The organism is Curtobacterium sp. MCBA15_012 (genome assembly GCF_001864935.2).
In the GTDB taxonomy this organism is placed as follows: Bacteria; Actinomycetota; Actinomycetes; order Actinomycetales; family Microbacteriaceae; genus Curtobacterium.
Map to the genome: position 1 here is coordinate 1,996,051 of NZ_CP126267.1, position 17,453 is coordinate 2,013,503.

15 protein-coding genes are annotated in these 17,453 nt (G+C 72.7%); 1 reads left to right on the plus strand and 14 read right to left on the minus strand.

All coding sequences use genetic code 11. The features are described from left to right. Positions 1-78: 78 nt before the first annotated feature. On the plus strand, positions 79-534 hold the full coding sequence (locus QOL15_RS09170; protein WP_071245418.1) for a DUF4383 domain-containing protein: 456 nt from the start codon (positions 79-81) through the stop codon (positions 532-534). Positions 535-695: 161 nt separating this feature from the next. Here the strand turns inward: QOL15_RS09170 and QOL15_RS09175 are convergent, their stop codons facing one another. The 14 genes from QOL15_RS09175 to QOL15_RS09240 form a co-directional block, all read right to left on the minus strand. Further along, positions 696-2,915: a hypothetical protein gene (locus tag QOL15_RS09175; protein ID WP_071249550.1), complete on the minus strand. Its 2,220-nt coding sequence runs from the start codon at positions 2,913-2,915 to the stop codon at positions 696-698. Positions 2,916-2,954: 39 nt separating this feature from the next. Then, positions 2,955-4,169 carry a methionine adenosyltransferase gene (gene metK / locus QOL15_RS09180; RefSeq protein WP_065959153.1) on the minus strand — a complete coding sequence of 405 codons (1,215 nt, stop codon included), beginning with the start codon at positions 4,167-4,169 and terminating at the stop codon, positions 2,955-2,957. Between the two features lie 5 nt (positions 4,170-4,174). Further along, the gene (gene rpoZ, locus QOL15_RS09185) at positions 4,175-4,438 is read right to left on the minus strand and encodes a DNA-directed RNA polymerase subunit omega (RefSeq protein WP_071249552.1); all 264 of its coding nucleotides are present in this window, start codon (positions 4,436-4,438) and stop codon (positions 4,175-4,177) included. Positions 4,439-4,541: 103 nt separating this feature from the next. Beyond that, complete coding sequence (gene gmk, locus QOL15_RS09190) at positions 4,542-5,456, minus strand: guanylate kinase (protein ID WP_253181516.1); 915 nt, start codon at positions 5,454-5,456, stop codon at positions 4,542-4,544. After that, the gene (gene pyrF, locus QOL15_RS09195; protein ID WP_370692355.1) at positions 5,453-6,346 is read right to left on the minus strand and encodes an orotidine-5'-phosphate decarboxylase; all 894 of its coding nucleotides are present in this window, start codon (positions 6,344-6,346) and stop codon (positions 5,453-5,455) included. The genes gmk and pyrF overlap by 4 nt, the downstream gene beginning before the upstream one ends. Positions 6,347-6,348: 2 nt before the next feature. Next, complete coding sequence (carB, locus tag QOL15_RS09200; RefSeq protein WP_071249554.1) at positions 6,349-9,627, minus strand: carbamoyl-phosphate synthase large subunit; 3,279 nt, start codon at positions 9,625-9,627, stop codon at positions 6,349-6,351. Beyond that, a complete protein-coding gene (carA, locus tag QOL15_RS09205; protein WP_071249555.1) occupies positions 9,627-10,826 on the minus strand; it encodes a glutamine-hydrolyzing carbamoyl-phosphate synthase small subunit in 1,200 nt (399 codons plus the stop codon). The genes carB and carA overlap by 1 nt, the downstream gene beginning before the upstream one ends. Further along, positions 10,826-11,368 (minus strand): hypothetical protein, encoded by a 543-nt coding sequence (locus QOL15_RS09210; protein ID WP_083394159.1) that lies wholly within the window; start codon positions 11,366-11,368, stop codon positions 10,826-10,828. Before QOL15_RS09210 ends, carA begins: the two co-directional genes overlap by 1 nt. Beyond that, a complete protein-coding gene (locus QOL15_RS09215) occupies positions 11,365-12,720 on the minus strand; it encodes a dihydroorotase (protein WP_071249556.1) in 1,356 nt (451 codons plus the stop codon). The genes QOL15_RS09210 and QOL15_RS09215 overlap by 4 nt, the downstream gene beginning before the upstream one ends. Further along, positions 12,717-13,679 carry an aspartate carbamoyltransferase catalytic subunit gene (locus tag QOL15_RS09220; protein WP_065959169.1) on the minus strand — a complete coding sequence of 321 codons (963 nt, stop codon included), beginning with the start codon at positions 13,677-13,679 and terminating at the stop codon, positions 12,717-12,719. Before QOL15_RS09220 ends, QOL15_RS09215 begins: the two co-directional genes overlap by 4 nt. After that, entirely contained in the window at positions 13,676-14,350 is a 675-nt protein-coding gene (gene pyrR / locus QOL15_RS09225; RefSeq protein WP_083394160.1) for a bifunctional pyr operon transcriptional regulator/uracil phosphoribosyltransferase PyrR, read from the minus strand. Before pyrR ends, QOL15_RS09220 begins: the two co-directional genes overlap by 4 nt. Positions 14,351-14,407: 57 nt before the next feature. Then, positions 14,408-14,905 carry a transcription antitermination factor NusB gene (gene nusB / locus QOL15_RS09230; RefSeq protein WP_254784166.1) on the minus strand — a complete coding sequence of 166 codons (498 nt, stop codon included), beginning with the start codon at positions 14,903-14,905 and terminating at the stop codon, positions 14,408-14,410. Positions 14,906-14,915: 10 nt separating this feature from the next. Next, positions 14,916-15,479, minus strand: coding sequence for an elongation factor P (efp, locus tag QOL15_RS09235; protein WP_065959173.1), 564 nt, complete (start codon positions 15,477-15,479; stop codon positions 14,916-14,918). Between the two features lie 223 nt (positions 15,480-15,702). After that, positions 15,703-17,391 carry an AarF/ABC1/UbiB kinase family protein gene (locus QOL15_RS09240; RefSeq protein ID WP_071249561.1) on the minus strand — a complete coding sequence of 563 codons (1,689 nt, stop codon included), beginning with the start codon at positions 17,389-17,391 and terminating at the stop codon, positions 15,703-15,705. Positions 17,392-17,453: the final 62 nt, after the last annotated feature.

The window sequence follows — 17,453 nt, forward strand, 5'->3', positions numbered from 1 at the left end:
CGCGAACGCGTCGGACTGAGAACGGCCCGTGAAGATCCTGCGTAGCGTCTGCACCACAGCGATCGAAGGAGCACCACCATGTCTGACGTCACCACGTCCACCAACCGCTACGCGGGCTCGTCCGTCCAGAAGGTCGCGCTCGTCGTCGGCATCGTCTTCCTGCTCGTCGGGATCGCCGGGTTCGTCCCCGGCCTGACCTCCGGCGACCTCGCCGGTGCCGGCCACGGCTCGATGGCGATGCTGCTCGGGATCTTCCAGGTCTCGGTGCTGCACAACGTCGTCCACCTGCTGTTCGGCGTCGTCGGCCTGCTCGCGGCCAACCGCGCCAGCGGCTCCCGCATGTACCTCGTCATCGGCGGCATCGTCTACTTCGTCCTCTGGATCTACGGCCTGTTCACCGCCGGCCACAGCACCGGAGCGAACTTCGTGCCGCTCAACAACGCCGACAACTGGCTGCACCTCGTGCTCGCCGTCGGCATGGTCGCGCTCGGGATCGTCTTCCCGCGCGGCCGTCGCACCCCGGTCAGCGCCTGACGCCCGACCGGCTCGGTCGGCCTCGGTCGGTCCGGCCGGTCCGCCCCCGAGGGGCACCCGCGCCACACCACGTCGGCGGTTGCTCGCAGCGACACCTCGCTGCGAGCAACCGCCGACCGTGCGTTCCGGGGCGTTCGGGGATGCCCGGGCAGGGACGGGGGTCAGACCTCGCTGAAGGGTTCGACGTCGTCCATCCGCACCCGGAGCGTCGGGGCGGCGCGGCGCCGGTTGCCGCCCGGCAGCACGCGGCGGGTCGACGACCGCCGGATGACCTCGGCCTTGAGGGTCGCCGCGACCTCGGCGCCGTGCGCGTACGGGAAGCGCACGATCGCCCGGACCGTCCCCGGGACCGGGTCGTCCGGCGCCGGGACCGGGCCGAGCACGGGGCCGGCCGTGGCGTCACCGAGTGCCTCCACCGCGGCGGTCACCGCTTCGTCCGTGCCCGTCAGCGTCGCCACGCGGACCGCCGGCGGGAAGTGCAACGCCCGGCGGTCGACGAGTTCGTCGTGCGCGGGGCCGTCGAGCCGCCAGAGCGCCATCGCGGTCGCGAGCCGTCCCCCGATGCCGACGAGGTACACCTCGGCGCCCGGTGCCCCCTTCGCGGCGGCGCCGGTCCAGAAGCGCAGCACGTCCTCCTGCACGCGCAGGCCCTCGCGGGCGAGCATGCGCTCACCGTCGAGCAGCAGTACGCAGGCGTAGCCCCCGGGCACGTTCGGCTCGGCGCCGCGCGTCGCCACCACGACGGACGGGCGGGCGGGGACCTCGTCGAGCGGGCGTGAACCGTCCGCGACGACGATGCGCGTGCCGGGGAACGCCCGACCGAGCTCGTCGGCCGTGCGCTGCGCCCCCTGTCCGACGGCCTTGACGGTCCCGTTGCCGCAGGTCGGGCAGCGGAACCCGACCGCGAGGGCGCCGCAGAACCGGCACTGCGGTGTGGCGCCGCGGTGGGGCTGCCCGAGCGGGCCGCCGCACACGCGGCAGTGCGCACGCTCCCCGCACTGCGCGCAGACGAGTCCGGTGCCGAACCCGGGGCTCGCGACCTGCACGAGCACCGGTCCCTCACGACTGGCCTCACGGGCAGCGCGCCATGCGGTGCTCGGGATGCGGGCCTGCGCGGCGTGGCCCTCGGCCGCCGACTGCTGCACGGTCGGGATGACCTTCGGCGTCCGCACGCGGTACGGCGTCACCTCGTCGAGCCAGTGCAGCTCGACGAGGCGTTGCACGTCGGTGCTCCGCGCGTGCGAGACGAACAGCAGACCGGCGCCCGACTGTGCGGCCCGGATGAGGGCGACGTCGCGCGTGTGCACGTACGGCGCGCGCGGCTCGACGAACGAGGCGTCGCCGTCGTCCCACAGCACGACGAGTCCGAGCTCCGTCGCCGGCGCGTAGACGGCGGTGCGGTTGCCGATCGCGACCACCGCGTGCGTCCGGGCCTGCAGCAGTGCCTTCGCACGCTGCCCGTTCGTCTGCTTCGCGTCGAACCGCACGACGCGTTCCGGCGGCAGCACGGCGAGCAGCGCCCGCTCGAGGTCCTGCACGTCGCGGAAGTCGGGGACCGCGACGACCGCGGACCGCTCGGCGGCCAGCGCGTGCGCGGCGGCCTGGGCGACGGTGGCGGCCCAGCCGGGCACCCACACGTCGTCGGGGCCCGCGCCGAGCGGTGACGACCCGCCCGGGGTCGAGGCCGGCGCCGGTGCCGTCGCGGCCGGCACGTCCGCCGCCGCGGACGGCGCGTCCGCCGTCGCAGACGCCTCGGGGTGCGTCGCAGACGCCTCGGGGTGCGTCGCAGACGGCTCGGCGTGCGCCGAGGGCGGGGCGCCCGCCGTCGCAGACGCGACATCTGGAGTCGAGGACGGCGCGGCCGCCGCCGACGGACCACCCCGGACCGGGCGGAGCGCCACCGGGTGCGGCACCGCGGCCACCGCAGCCCGACCGCGCTCGGCGACCAGCGCCTCCAGGACGCCCTCGGCGTAGCCGGTGACCGGCGGGGCGACGACCGGCGGCGGCGACCACGACGTGTCCCGGGCGAGCCAGGCCTTCTCGGCACGGACCTGCCGGGGCGGGACCGCGAGCCGGAGCACATCGGACGCCACCCCCGCCGCACGGTCGGCGACGGCACGGGCGAGCGTCCAGATCTCGGGCGCGAGCACCGGGACCGGCGAGAGCACCTGCTCGATCGGACTCAACTCGCCCGGCCAGTCCCCCTCGGAGACGAGTTCGACGACGTAGGCGTCCGACATCCGGGCACCGGTGCGCAGCGGCACCTTCACGCGGACCCCGGGCACGCAGTCGTCCTCGAGCTCGGCCGGCACCCGGTAGTCGAACAGACGGTCCAACTGCGGGAGCGGCGAGTCGAGGACGACGCGCGCGACGGTGGTCACACGGTGCCCGGACGTCGGCGGGACGGACGCACGCGGTGCCTAGACGGCTGCGGCGACGAGCCCTGCTGCAGCGCGGAGGGCGTCGACACGGTCGAGCTGCTCCCAGGTGAACCCGGGCAGCTCGCGGCCGAAGTGCCCGTACGCGGCGGTCTGCGCGTACCGCGGCTTGAGCAGGTCGAGGTCGCGGATGATCGCGGCCGGACGGAGGTCGAAGACCTCGAGGATCGCGGCCTCGATCGTGGCGTCGTCGACGTGGCCGGTGCCGAAGGACTCGACGTACAGCCCGACCGGCTTCGCACGGCCGATCGCGTAGGCGACCTGGACCTCGAGGCGGTCGGCCAGGCCCGCTGCGACGGCGTTCTTCGCGACCCAACGGAGCGCGTACGCGGCCGAACGGTCGACCTTCGACGGGTCCTTGCCGCTGAACGCGCCACCGCCGTGGCGGGACGCGCCGCCGTACGTGTCGACGATGACCTTGCGCCCGGTGAGCCCGGCGTCGCCCTGCGGACCGCCGATCTCGAAGCGGCCGGTCGGGTTCACGATGACGTCGACGTGCGACGAGTCGAGGTCGACCAGGTCGAGCACCGGACGGATGACGTGCTCGGTGATCTGCGCGGTGAGCTCGGCGAGCGTGACCGCCGGCGAGTGCTGCGTCGAGAGCACGACGGTCTCGACCGTCTTCGGCACGACGCCGTCGTACCCGACGGTGACCTGGGTCTTGCCGTCAGGACGCAGGAAGTCGAGCTGGCCGGTCTTGCGGACCTCGGCCAGACGCTCGGCCAGTCGGTGCGCCAGCCAGATCGCGACGGGCATGTACTCGGGCGTCTCGTTCGTCGCGAAGCCGAACATGATGCCCTGGTCGCCGGCACCCTGGCGGTCGAGCGGGTCGACGCCGGCACCGGAGCGCGAGTCGAGCGACTCGTCGACCCCCTGCGCGATGTCCGGGGACTGCGCACCGATCGACACCTCGACACCGCAGGTGCGGCCGTCGAAGGACACCTCGGACGAGTTGTACCCGATGCCCGTGATGACGTCACGCACGAGCTTCGGGATCTCGACGTAGCCCGAGGTGGTGACCTCGCCGGCGACGTGCACCAGACCCGTCGTCACCATCGTCTCGACAGCGACGCGCGCGTGCGGGTCGACCGTGAGCAGGGCGTCCAGGATCGTGTCCGAGATCTGGTCGCAGATCTTGTCGGGGTGCCCCTCCGTCACCGACTCGGACGTGAAGAGGCGCAGGTTGGTGCTCGTCACCGCGATCAGTCGGCGGGCTGCTGCTGCTTGGTGACGGTCAGCTTGTCCTCGTTGATCTCGTGGAGAGCGACGGACAGCGGCTTGTCGTCGATCGTCGAGTCGACGAGCGGGCCGACGTTGTCGAAGAGCGAACCCTCGTGCAGGTCGGCGTAGTAGTCGTTGATCTGGCGCGCGCGCTTCGAGGCGAAGATGACGAGCGCGTACTTCGACTCCACCTTGGCGAGCAGGTCGTCGATGGGCGGGTCGATGATGCCCTGGGGGTTGGCCATGGTGTCTCCTGTCGGCAGCGGATGCGTGGGGCGCGACGCCGACCGGGGCCGGACTCGCGGGACGCGCTGCCGGAGCTGGCCGGCGGGCGCGGGGACGCCCGTGTCAGGGCGCAGAGAACAAGTCTACGACCTCGCGTGCCGCGGTGCCGACATCGGAGTTCACGATCCGCACGTCGAACTCGTCCTGGGCGGCGAGTTCGACCTTCGCGGTCTCGAGCCGTCGCGCCTGTTCCTCGGCGGACTCGGTGCCGCGGCCGATCAGTCGACGGACGAGCTCGTCCCACGTCGGCGGGAGCAGGAACACGAGCACGGCCTCGGGCATGGCGTCGCGCACCTGCCGGGCGCCCTGCAGGTCGATCTCGAGCATCACCTTGTCGCCGGCGTCGAGCGCACGGTCGATCGGCGGACGGGGTGTGCCGTAGCGGTAGGAGTTGTGCACGACCGCCCACTCGAGCAGCTCGCGGTCGCGGATCATCCGGTCGAACTCGGCGTCGTCCACGAAGTAGTAGTGCACGCCGTCGACCTCGCCGGGACGCGGCTTGCGGGTCGTCGCCGAGACGCTGAGGTTCACGTCCGGGTACTGCTCGCGGATGTACGCGCTCACCGTGCCCTTGCCGACGGCGGTCGGTCCTGCGAGCACGACGAGCTTCGACGCCCCGCGCTTGCGGCCACGTGCGGCGAGCCAGTCGGCGAGGGCCGTCCGCTGCCGGGACCCGAGTCCGCCGAGGCGCTTCGACGGCGCGATGCGGAGCTCGCCCATCACGGCCTCGGCGCGCGCGGGTCCGATGCCGGAGATGCTCGTCAGCAGGTCGCGCACCCGCAGGGACTTCTCGGCGGGCAGGTCGGCGTCCGACCAGGCGGCCCGCGCCACCTCGAGGGGGCTGCGCTCCCCCGAGGCGACCTGGGCCTTCACCGCGGCCCGGGCGCGTCGCGCGGCGACGGCTGCACGGGCGGCGGCGACGCGGTCGACCTCCGGCGGGTTGCGGTGCGCGGGCAGGGCGTCGCGGTCGTCGGTCACGCGGCGACCGCCAGGGCTGCGCGGATGCGGTCCGAACGGTCGCACACGAGCGCCGCGACACCGTCCGGCCCGTCGACGAGCAGCCCGCGCGACTCGCTCACCAGGACCTGCTCGGCACGCGCGCCGTACAGCGACCGGAGGTCCTCGATGCGGGCGCCCTGGGCTCCGAAGCCCGGGGCGAGCACCGGCGCGGAGCCGATGGCCTGCGCGTCGATGCCGAAGTCGTCGAGGTCGAGGGTGGCGCCGAGCACGAGCCCGACGTCCCCGAGCGGCTGGTCGCCGCCGGTCCGGTTGTCGTCTGCCACGTCCAAGACGATACCGGCCGCCACGCTCCGTCCGGCACGCGGGCCCTCCGCGACGACCGCGGTCTGGAGCAGGCGCGCCTCCGGGTTGCTCGTCGCGGCGAGCACGAAGACCCCGGCGCCGTTCCGGCGCGCGACGTCGACGGTGCCGGCCAGCGATCCGTAGCCGAGGTAGGGCGACACGGTCATCGCGTCCGCCCGGAACGGCCCGTCGCGGCCGAGCCACGCGAGCGCGTAGTCGTCACCCGTCGAGCCGATGTCGCCACGCTTGACGTCGGCGACGACCAGGAGGCCCGCATCGCGTGCCCGACGCAGGGTCGCGTCGAGCGCACGGTAGCCCGCCACCCCGGCCGCCTCGAAGAAGGCGACCTGCGGCTTCACGATCGCCGCGCGGCCGGCGGCCGCGTCGACCAGGGTCGCGCCGAAGGCCGTCAGGCCGGCCTCGTCGCGGCCGAGCCCCCACGCCGCCAGGGTGGCGGCGTGGGGGTCGATGCCGACGCACAGGGGGGAACGCTCCCCCACGGCGGCGGCGAGCCGCACGCCGAAGGGGGTCGCGCCTCCCGGCCGGTCGGTGACCACGTCGGTCACCGTCACCAGCTCGCGCGCTCGAGTGCGTAGTCCTGCAGGCTGCGCGCGCTGAGCGGGGTGCCGATCGTCTCGATCGCGGCGACCGCCGCGCCGAGCTGCGCGATCGTCGTGAAGAGCGGCTTGTCCGCGGCCACGGTCGCCGCGCGGATCTCGTAGCCGTCGGCACGACCGGCCGCGCCGGACGGGGTGTTGATCACGATGTCGACGGCGTCGCGGGCGAGCAGGTCGACGACGCTCTCGCCGCCCTCGCTGTACTTGCCGACGAGCGTGACCTCGATGCCGTTGCGGCGCAGGACCTCGGCGGTCCCCTCGGTCGCGGTGATCGTGAAGCCGAGCTGCTGCAGCCGGTGCACGGGCAGGACGACCTGGCGCTTGTCGGTGTCCGCGACGCTCACGAACACGGTGCCGCTCGTCGGCAGCCCGCCGTACGCGGCGTCCTGCGACTTGAGGAACGCGCGCGGGAAGTCCCGGTCGATGCCCATGACCTCGCCCGTGGAGCGCATCTCCGGGCTGAGCACCGAGTCGACGACCTGGCCGTCGTGGGTGCGGAACCGGCGGAAGGGCAGCACGGCCTCCTTGACGGCGACCGGGGCCTGCGGCGGCACCGAGGAACCGTCGCGCTCGGGCAGCATGCCCTCGGCGACGAGCGCGTCGATGGTCGTGCCCGTCATGATCCGCGCAGCGGCCTTGGCGAGCGGGATCCCCAGCGCCTTCGACACGAACGGGACCGTGCGGCTGGCACGCGGGTTCGCCTCGAGGACGTAGAGCACACCCGCGCCGATGGCGAACTGCACGTTGAGCAGGCCCTGCACGCCGATGCCGCGGGCGATCTTCTCGGTCGCCGCGACCACGCCGCGGATCTCCGCCTTGCCGAGGCCGACCGGGGGCAGGGTGCACGCCGAGTCACCGGAGTGGATGCCGGCCTCCTCGATGTGCTCCATGATGCCGCCGATGTACAGGCGCTCCCCGTCGAACAGCGCGTCGACGTCGATCTCCACGGCGTCGTCGAGGAACCGGTCCACCAGCAGGGGCAGGTCCGGCCCGATGATCGCCTGGTCGGCCATCCGGTCGAAGTAGTCGGCGAGGGCGCTCGGGTCGTAGACGATCTCCATGCCGCGGCCGCCGAGCACGAACGACGGCCGGACGAGCACCGGGTAGCCGATCTCCTCCGCCACGGCGGTCGCGCTCGCGAGGTCGTGCGCCGTGCCGTTGCGCGGCGCCAGCAGCCCGGCCTCCTCGAGGATGCGCGAGAACTGGCCGCGCTCCTCGGCGGAGTCGATCGCGGTCGGCGTCGTGCCGAGGATCGGGATGCCAGCGGCCTCGAGCGGCTTCGCGAGCCCGAGGGCGGTCTGGCCCCCGAGCTGCACGACCACGCCCACGAGCTCGCCGGACGCCGCCTCGGCGGCGATGACCTCGAGGACGTCCTCGGTGGTCAGCGGCTCGAAGTAGAGGCGGTCCGAGGTGTCGTAGTCGGTGCTCACCGTCTCGGGGTTGCAGTTGATCATGATCGTCTCGAACCCGGCGTCGCTCAGCGCGAAGGACGCGTGCACGCACGAGTAGTCGAACTCGACGCCCTGGCCGATGCGGTTCGGGCCGGACCCGAGGATGACGACCTTCTTCCGGTCGCTCGCGGCGACCTCGGTCTCGGTGTCGTACGACGAGTAGTGGTACGGCGTGAGGGCCGGGAACTCGCCGGCACAGGTGTCGACGGTCTTGAAGACCGGGCGGATGCCCAGCGCGTGCCGGGCGTCGCGTGCCTCCTGCTCGGAGATGCCGCGCAGGCTCGCGATCTGCGCGTCGCTGAAGCCGTGTTCCTTGGCCCAGCGCACGGTGTCGGCGTCGAGCGTCCCCGCTGCCGCGACCTCGGCCGCGACCTCGTTGATGAGCACGATCTGGTCGATGAACCACGGGTCGATCTTCGTGGCCTCGAACACCTCGTCCGCGGTGGCACCGGCGACCAGGGCCTGCTGCACCGTCACGATGCGGCCGTCGGTCGGGATCCGGGCCTTCTCGAGCAGGGCGTCCTTGTCGAAGTCCGCCGCCGGGGTGTCCCAGTGGAACGACGAGCCGCGCTTCTCGAGCGAGCGGAGCGACTTCTGCAGCGCCGTGGCGTAGTTGCGGCCGATGGCCATCGCCTCGCCCACGCTCTTCATCGTCGTCGTGAGCGTCGCGTCGGCGGCCGGGAACTTCTCGAACGCGAACCGCGGGGTCTTCACGACGACGTAGTCGAGCGTCGGCTCGAAGCTCGCCGGGGTGACGCGGGTGATGTCGTTCTCGATCTCGTCCAGGCGGTAGCCGATCGCGAGCTTCGCGGCGATCTTGGCGATCGGGAACCCGGTCGCCTTCGACGCCAGGGCCGACGAGCGGGACACGCGCGGGTTCATCTCGATGACGATGAGCCGGCCGTTCGACGGGTCGACCGCGAACTGGATGTTGCAGCCACCCGTGTCGACGCCCACGCGGCGGATGATGTCGATGCCGATGTTCCGCATGTTCTGGTACTCGCGGTCGGTCAGCGTCAGCGCGGGAGCGACCGTGATCGAGTCACCCGTGTGGACGCCCACCGGGTCGACGTTCTCGATCGAGCAGATCACGACGGTGTTGTCGAAGTTGTCGCGCATGAGCTCGAGCTCGTACTCCTTCCAGCCGAGGATCGACTCCTCCAGGAGCACCTCGGTGGTCGGGCTCGACTGCAGGCCGTCGCCCACGAAGCGGATGAGCTCCTCCTCGTTGTACGCGAAGCCGGAGCCGAGGCCGCCCATCGTGAAGGACGGGCGCACGACGAGCGGGTAGCCGAGGTCCTTCGCGAACTCCTTCGCCTCGTCCAGCGTGTGCGCGATGTGGCTCCGGGCGACGTCGGCGCCGGACTCCAGCACGAGCTCCTTGAAGAGCTGCCGGTCCTCACCACGCTGGATCGCGTCGACCTTCGCGCCGATGAGCTCGACGTCGTACTTCGCGAGGATCCCCTCGGCGTCGAGCTTGATCGCGGCGTTCAGGGCCGTCTGGCCGCCGAGCGTCGGCAGGACGGCGTCCGGACGCTCGATCCGGATGATCTCCTCGAGCGAGGCGCTCGTGATCGGCTCGATGTACGTCGCGTCGGCGAAGTCCGGGTCGGTCATGATCGTCGCCGGGTTCGGGTTGACGAGGATCACGCGGACGCCCTCGGCACGGAGGACGCGGCACGCCTGGGTGCCGGAGTAGTCGAACTCGGCGGCCTGCCCGATGACGATCGGACCGGAGCCGATGACGAGGACGGACTCGATGTCTGCGCGCTTCGGCATCAGTTGGCTTCCTTCGTGACGTCGGCTGCGGGGGTGGTCGCGGTGGCGGTCGCCGCGTCGAGCGGCTCGCCGGCACGTCGTGCGCGGACCATCTCGGCGAACCGGTCGAACAGGTACATGGAGTCGTGCGGACCGGCCGCCGCCTCCGGGTGGTACTGCACGCTGAACGCCGGCACGTCGAGCGCGCGGAGGCCCTCGACGACCTGGTCGTTCAGGGAGTAGTGCGAGACCTCGACGCGGCCGAACCCGGCCGGCGACTCGAGCACCTCGCCGAGGGGCGCGTCGACCGCGAAGCCGTGGTTCTGGCTCGTGATCTCGACCTTGCCGGTGGCCGTGTCCAGCACCGGCTGGTTGATCCCGCGGTGGCCGAACGGCAGCTTGTACGTGCCGAAGCCGAGCGCGCGGCCGAGGAGCTGGTTGCCGAAGCAGATGCCGAAGAACGGTCGCCCGGTCCGCAGCGACTCCTGCAGCAGCGCGACCTGCGCGTCGCTCGCCGCGGGGTCGCCCGGGCCGTTCGAGTAGAAGAGCGCGTCCGGGTCGAGCGCCGAGAGCTCGGCGGCGGTGATGTCCTGCGGCACCACGTGCACCTCGAAGCCGCGCTCCGCCAGGTACCGCGTGGTCGACGCCTTGACGCCGAGGTCGAGCACCGCGAGCCGGCCGATCTGCTCGCCGACGGCGGGGACGACGTACGTCTCCGGCGTCGACACGACCGACGAGAAGCTCGCCCCGGCCATCGTCGCCTGCGACCGGACCGCGTCGAGCTGCGCGTCCGGGTCGAGCGCTGCGTCCGCACCGCTGAACACGCCGCCCTTCATGGCGCCCGCGTCGCGGATCCGGCGGGTCAGCGCGCGGGTGTCGATCCCCGAGATGCCGACGATGCCGTCGCGCACCAGGTGGTCGTCGAGCGTCGCGTTCGCACGGTGGTTCGACACCACGCGGCTGGGGTCGCGCACCACGTACCCGGCGACCCAGATGCGACGGGACTCGGGGTCCTCGTCGTTGACGCCCGTGTTGCCGATGTGCGGCGCGGTCTGCACCACGATCTGCCCGGCGTAGGAGGGGTCGGTGAGCGTCTCCTGGTACCCGGTCATGCCGGTCGCGAAGACGACCTCGCCGAGGGATCGGCCTCGTGCGCCGTACGCCCAACCGTCGTACCGTGTGCCGTCCTCGAGGACCAGTACAGCCCGTTCGCGTGTCATCAGTTCGTCCCTTCGCCCGCGCTCTGCGGGTGGTCGTTCGTCGTCGTCAGTCCCTGCAGGGCGGCCAGTGCGGCCTGGTCTCCCTGCGGGAACCGGAAGTAGGTGTCGAGGTCCGTCGCACCTGCGGCGCCGGTCGCCGTCCATCGCAGACGGACCAGTCCCCCCGGCTCGACCACGCGGTCGATGGCCGTGGTCGCTCGGTCGGCACCGCGGACGTCGCCGGCCGCGATCCAGCGGTCGGCCACCCCGGCGTGGTGCAGCACCACACCGGTGTCGTGCACGGTCACGCCGCCGCGGCCCCGGAAGCCGAGTCCGCCCGCCGTGATCCGCTCGAGCGGCTGGTCGGCACGGGTCGTCGCGACGGTGAAGCCGTCCCAGGACCCGGCCGCCGGTCCCAGCCCGGCCGGGACCGGGACGGGAGGCACGGCCGCCGTCTGCGCGCGGGTGCGGGTCCGCCAGGTGCGCGCCATCGCGACGAACAGCAGCGCCACCAGCAGCAGCACCACCCCGCCGGTCAGCCAGCGCAGCCCGTCGCCGCTCACCGGAGCGCCGCCGTCGCGGCCGCCGCGGCGGCCGCGACGGTGTCGGTGTCGACGAGCCGGCCGTCGAGCAGCGTCGGGTAGCCCTGGTGGAAGGTCGCGACGACGCGGCCGGGCAGGCGCATGCCGAGGTAGGGCGAGTTCTGCGACTGCCCAGCGAGGTCGTCGACCGAGAACTCGCGCACCGCGGCGGGGTCGTACAACGTCAGCTCGGCGGGTGCGCCCGCCACGATGCCCTGGCCGTGCCCCTGGACCTGCCCGATCCGCGCCGGCGCCTCGGAGAGCACCCGGGCGACGTCCGCCCAGTCGAGCTGCCCGCTCTCGACCACGGCGGCGTGCACGACGCTCAGTGCCGACTCGAGCCCGACCATGCCGTTCGCGGCGGCCGGCCACTCGCAGCACTTCGCCTCGGCCGTGTGCGGCGCGTGGTCGGTGGCGACGATGTCGATGGTGCCGTCGGCCAGGGCGGCCCGCAGCGCGTCGACGTCCTCGCGGGAGCGCAGGGGCGGGTTCACCTTGTACCGGGCGTCGTACCCAGGCGCACCGTCGACCCCGGCGACGAGGTCCTCGGTGAGCACGAGGTGGTGCGGCGTGACCTCGGCGGTGACGTCGATCCCGCGGGACTTCGCCCACCGGACGACCTCGACGCTGCCGGCGGTCGACACGTGGCACACGTGCAGCCGGGCACCGACGTGGTCGGCGAGCAGCACGTCGCGGGCGATGATCGCCTCCTCGGCCACGGCGGGCCACCCGGCGAGCCCGAGCTCCGACGACAGCCGGCCCTCGTTCATCTGCGCGCCGATGGTCAGTCGCGGCTCCTGGGCGTGCTGCGCGAGCACCCCGCCGAAGCCCTTGATGTACTCGAGCGCCCGGCGCATGAGCAGCGGGTCGGCGACGCAGGAACCGTCGTCCGAGAACACCCGGACCTTCGCCCGCGACGTCGCCATCGCGCCGATCTCGGACAGGTGGGTGCCCTGCAGCCCCTGCGAGACCGCACCGATCGGGCGGACCGTGACGTAGCCGGCGTCGTCACCGAGTGCCTGCACCTGTTCGACGACGCCCGCGGTGTCGGCGACCGGCGACGAGTTCGCCATCGCGTTGACGGCCGTGAAGCCGCCGGCGGCCGCGGCACGGGACCCGGTGAGCACCGTCTCGGACTCCTCGAAACCGGGTTCGCGCAGGTGGGTGTGGAGGTCCACCAGACCGGGCAGGGCGATCAGCCCGTCGGCGTCGACGACCGTGGCACCGGCCACGTCGAGACCGGACCCGACGGCGGTGATGCGCCGCGCCTCCAGGCGGATGTCGGCACGCGAGCCGTCGACCAGCTGCGCGCCGCGGATGAGGTGGGCGGTCATGCGACGGACTCCTTCGGTTCGTGCTCGCCGGTCAGGGCGAGGTACAGGACGGCCATCCGGACCGAGACGCCGTTCGCGACCTGCTCGACCACCGTCGAGCGGGGGTCGTCGGCGGCGACGCCGGCGATCTCGAGCCCGCGGTTCATCGGCCCCGGGTGCATGATCAGCGTGCGCTCGGACAGCGCCGCAGCGCGGGCCGCGGTCAGGCCGAAGTGCCGCGTGTACTCGCGGGGGTTCGGGAAGAACGCGTCGTTCATGCGCTCCTGCTGGATGCGGAGCAGCATCACGACGTCCGGGTCCTCGGCGAGGGCCGCGTCGAGGTCGTGGTGCACCGCCGCGCCGAACGGGCGGTCCACCGCGGGCAGCAGCGTCGGCGGGGCGGCGAAGGTGACCTCGGCCCCGAGGGTGCGGAGGAGCCAGGCGTTGCTCCGCGCGACCCGGCTGTGCAGGACGTCGCCGACGATCGTCACCCGGACGCCGTCGAGGCCCTTCCCGCGGCTCGCACCACCGTGCAGGCGGCGCCGCATCGTGAAGGCGTCGAGGAGCGCCTGCGTCGGGTGCTCGTGGGTGCCGTCGCCGGCGTTCACCACGGGCACGTCGATCCAGTCGGCCTCGGCGAGCACGCGCGGGGCGCCGGACGCGTGGTGGCGCATCACGATCCCGTCGATGCCCATCGCGCCGAGGGTCTGCACGGTGTCCTTGAGGGACTCGCCCTTCGAGACGCTCGAGCCCTTGGCGGCGAAGTTGATGACGTCGGCCGAGAGGCGCTTGGCGGCGGCCTCGAACGAGATGCGGGTGCGGGTGGAGTCCTCGAAGAAGAGGTTCACGACCGTCTTGCCGCGGAGGGCCGGGAGCTTCCGGACCTCGCGGGTGTTCACCTCGGCCATCTCCTCGGCGACGTCGAGGACGTGGACGGCCTCGGCGCGGGACAGGTCGGCGGTGGAGAGGAGGTGCTTCACGCTGCGCCCCCCTGCTGCTCGGGGCGTGTCTGCTCGGAGCGTGTCTGCTCGGTGGCGCCGGCCTGCTGCTGGTCGGCGTGGGCCGGCGCGCCGGGCTGATGCCGCTCGGGGTGCGTTGGCGCGCCGGGCTGCACGATGACGACCTCGTCCGTGCCGTCGGTCTCGGTCAGCCGCAGCGTGACCCGCTCGTCCGACGCGGTGGGCAGGTTCTTGCCCACGTGGTCGGCACGGATCGGCAGCTCCCGGTGCCCACGGTCGACGAGCACCGCGAGGCGGACCGCGCGCGGGCGGCCGATGCCCTGCAGCGCGTCGAGCGCCGCCCGGACGGTCCGGCCGGAGTACAGCACGTCGTCGACGAGCACGACGACCTTGCCGTCGATGCCGCTCGTCGGGATCGTCGTGCGGTGCGGAGCGCGACCGATGCCGTGCCCGAGGTCGTCACGGTGCATCGTGACGTCGAGGGTCCCGACCCGCTGGTCGCGGTCATTGGCCCACTCGGGCTCGATGTCGGCCAGGACGCGGTCGAGTCGCTCGGCGAGGACGGCACCCCGTGTCGGGATGCCGAGCAACACCAGGTCCGAGGCACCGTGGTTGGCCTCGAGGATCTCGTGTGCGATGCGTGTCAGAGCACGCGTGATGTCGGGCTGCTGCAGGACCGTTCTGGTTCCCACGCCGACCTCCTTCCCCGCCTCACCGGACGGACTTAAAGGACGCTGACGTGGACAACCCTACCGGGACTCCTGGTCCCCTGCGACCGTCCGATCGGACGGTTCCTCGTGCTGCGCGGTGCCGTGGTCGCCGTTCCGACCGGCTGCTCCCCGGCCGCCCGCGACGGCGCCGAGGACGCCGTTCACGAAGCTCGCCGAGTCGTCCGTCGACAGCGACTGCGCGAGTTCGACCGCCTCGGCGATGGCCACCGCGTCGGGCACCTCCGGGTTGTACCGGATCTCCCACACGCCCATCCGGAGGATGCAGCGGTCGAGCACGGGCATGCGGGCGATCGACCAGCCCTGCGCGTGCTCGATGATCACCTTGTCGATCGCGGACCGGTCGTCGTCGACACCGGTCACGATCTGTCGTGCGTAGTCCCAGCTCGAGGCGCGCTCGGGCTGGTCGAGGTGCCGCACGGTCTCCGTTGCCAGGACGTCGGTGATCGGAAGTTCACGCACCTCGGCCACGTACAGCATGTCGAGGGCGCGCTTGCGGGCCTTCGAACGAGCACTCATACAGCGTCGCCTAGTTGTTGACGCGGCCGAGGAAGCTGCCGTCGCGCGTGTCGATCTTCACGGTGGTGCCGCTCTCGAGGTACAGCGGGACCTGGATGCGGTGGCCGGTCGCGATGATCGTCGCGTCCTTCGTGCCACCGGACGAGCGGTCGCCCTGCAGGCCGGGCTCGGTCTCGACCTCGGTGACGATGGAGGTCGGGAGCTCGATGTAGAGCGGGTTGCCCTCGTTCATCGCGATGGTGACCATGGCGGACTCGAGCAGGAAGTTCTTGGCGTCGCCGACGACGGTCTCCGAGACGTGGACCTGGTCGTAGGTGTCGGTGTCCATGAACACGTAGGACTCGCCGTCCTGGTACAGGTACTGGTAGTCGCGACGGTCGACGGTCGCGGTGTCGATCTTCGCGCCGGCGTTGAACGTGCGGTCGACGACCTTGCCCGAGACGACGTTCTTGAGCTTGGTGCGGACGAATGCGCCGCCCTTGCCCGGCTTGACGTGCTGGAACTCGACGACCGACCAGAGCTGCCCGTCGATGATGAGAACGGCGCCGTTCTTGATGTCAGTGGTACTCGCCATGGGTCTTCCGTTCGATGGTGTTGTGAAGGTCTCCCGGACGTGCGTCCGGTCCCGGGGTCGGCCGGGGTGACCCGAGCCGACGCCCGGACGAGTCTAGCGGACGGGGGCGGGACGCCCGCAGGGCAGGACGCCCCGCGCCGCAGGACCGCCGACGCACGGCGTCAGCGTCGCCGCAGGCGTCAGCGTCCCTGCCGCCGCAGGACGCCCGCGCCGCGGCACGGCGTCACCGTCTCCGCCGTGCGATCCACGCGTCGACGGCCGCCCACACCAGCAGCACCACCGCCGTCCCGCCGAGCAGTCCCCCGGCGCCCGCGGTCGACAGCACGGCGTCCGACCGCACCGGCGTCGCCAGGTACACGATCGCGAGCACGCCGGCGCCTGCCCCGAGGAGCACGAGCAGCACCCGACGGACCAGGCCGGCGACGACCTCCCGGTCGCGCCGGTCCGAGAACAGCCGGATCCGGACCGCGAGGTCGCCCTTCTCGACGGCCTCGCCGATCCGGTCGATCCGGCGCGGGAGCTTCCGGAGCGTCGACGCCACGCCGACGAGTTCGCGCAGCGCCAGGTCCCGCACCGCCTTCGGGCGGAGCTGGTCGCGGATCTGGCGACGGGCCAGGTCCCGGGACTCCTCGAGCAGGTCGAACGACGGCGCCAGGGTCCGGAGCGTCCCCTCGAAGATGGCGAGTGCCCGGGCGGCGGCCACGAAGTCCGGCGGCGGCTTGAGCCGGTACCGCCCGAAGACGGCCACGGCGTCGTCCACCGTCTCCACGCCGATGCGGGCACCCGGCCCGAGCTCGTCGGCGACGAACGCGGCGATGTCCCGGCGGAAGTCGGCTTCGTCCTCGGGGTCCCGCACGGGCGCCATCCGGAGCACCCCGTCGGCGATCCGTGCCGTGTCGTCCTGGATGTACCCGGCGAGGAGTTCCTGGACGGTCTCCCGCAGCCCCGGGTCGAGCCGCCCGACCGACCCGAAGTCGATGAGCGCCGGCCGACCGTCCGGCAGGAGCACGACGTTCCCGGGGTGCAGGTCGGCGTGGTAGATCCCGTCGAACACGACCTGCCGCAGGAACGCGTCGAGCACGGCGCGCATCGGCGCGTCCAGGTCGCGGTCGGACCGGACGGCGCGGAGCGCGCTGAGGGTCTCGCCCTCGAGGAACTCCATCACCATCACCCGTCGCGTGGAGAGCTCCCGGTACGGCTCGGGGAACGCCACCGCATCCGGCCGCGCGCTCCGGGCCTGCGCCGCACGCAGCGCCGCGAGGTTCCGCATCTCGGAGGCGAAGTCCACCTGACGGACCAGGTCGTCCGCGTACTGCTGCGCGACGTCGACGATGCCGACCTGCCGCGCCTCGGCGCTGGTCCGGGCGAGGAACCGCACGACCCGCATCGCGATGTCGACGTCCCGCCGCACCGCCGCGTCGATGCCGGGGCGCTGCACCTTGACGGCCACGGTGGTCCCGTCGGCCAGCGTCGCGCGGTGGACCTGCGCGATCGAGGCCGCGGCGACCGGCTCCGGGTCGAACGTCGCGAACACCTCGTCGACCGGCGCGCCGAGCTCCTCCAGGAGCAGCGCGGCGACCTCGTCGGGGGCGGCGGGCGTCACACTCCCCTGCAGGTGCACGAGCCCCTCGGTCCACTCCTCGGGGAGCAGGTCGTCCCGGGTCGACAGCAGCTGCCCCATCTTCACGAACCCGCCGCCGGCCTCCTCGAGCGCTCGGCGCAGGTGTTCGGCCTGGTCACGTCGCAGGTCCACGGTCGCGGGGTCACGGGTGAAGTCGAGTCGACGGATCGGCAGCAGCCGGTGACGGCGGGCGATCGCGAGCAGCTCGGCGAAGCGACGGCCGCGGGACCGCAGGCTGCCGACCTCGACGTCCTGCTGACCGAGGTCGCTCAGGCGGGGCGGAGTGGGCACCGGACCAGTCTGCTCCCCGGCCCTGCGCGACAGCCGCAGCGCCCGTGTTCCTCCACAGCCGG

Excerpts from the sequence above, each read along its gene's own strand:
- efp (WP_065959173.1), bottom strand. The coding sequence starts at position 15,479 with ATGGCGAGTACCACTGACATCAAGAACGGCGCCGTTCTCATCATCGAC.
- carB (WP_071249554.1), bottom strand. The coding sequence starts at position 9,627 with ATGCCGAAGCGCGCAGACATCGAGTCCGTCCTCGTCATCGGCTCCGGT.
- QOL15_RS09215 (WP_071249556.1), bottom strand. The coding sequence starts at position 12,720 with ATGACCGCCCACCTCATCCGCGGCGCGCAGCTGGTCGACGGCTCGCGT.
- carA (WP_071249555.1), bottom strand. The coding sequence starts at position 10,826 with ATGACACGCGAACGGGCTGTACTGGTCCTCGAGGACGGCACACGGTAC.
- nusB (WP_254784166.1), bottom strand. The coding sequence starts at position 14,905 with ATGAGTGCTCGTTCGAAGGCCCGCAAGCGCGCCCTCGACATGCTGTAC.
- QOL15_RS09170 (WP_071245418.1), top strand. The coding sequence starts at position 79 with ATGTCTGACGTCACCACGTCCACCAACCGCTACGCGGGCTCGTCCGTC.
- rpoZ (WP_071249552.1), bottom strand. The coding sequence starts at position 4,438 with ATGGCCAACCCCCAGGGCATCATCGACCCGCCCATCGACGACCTGCTC.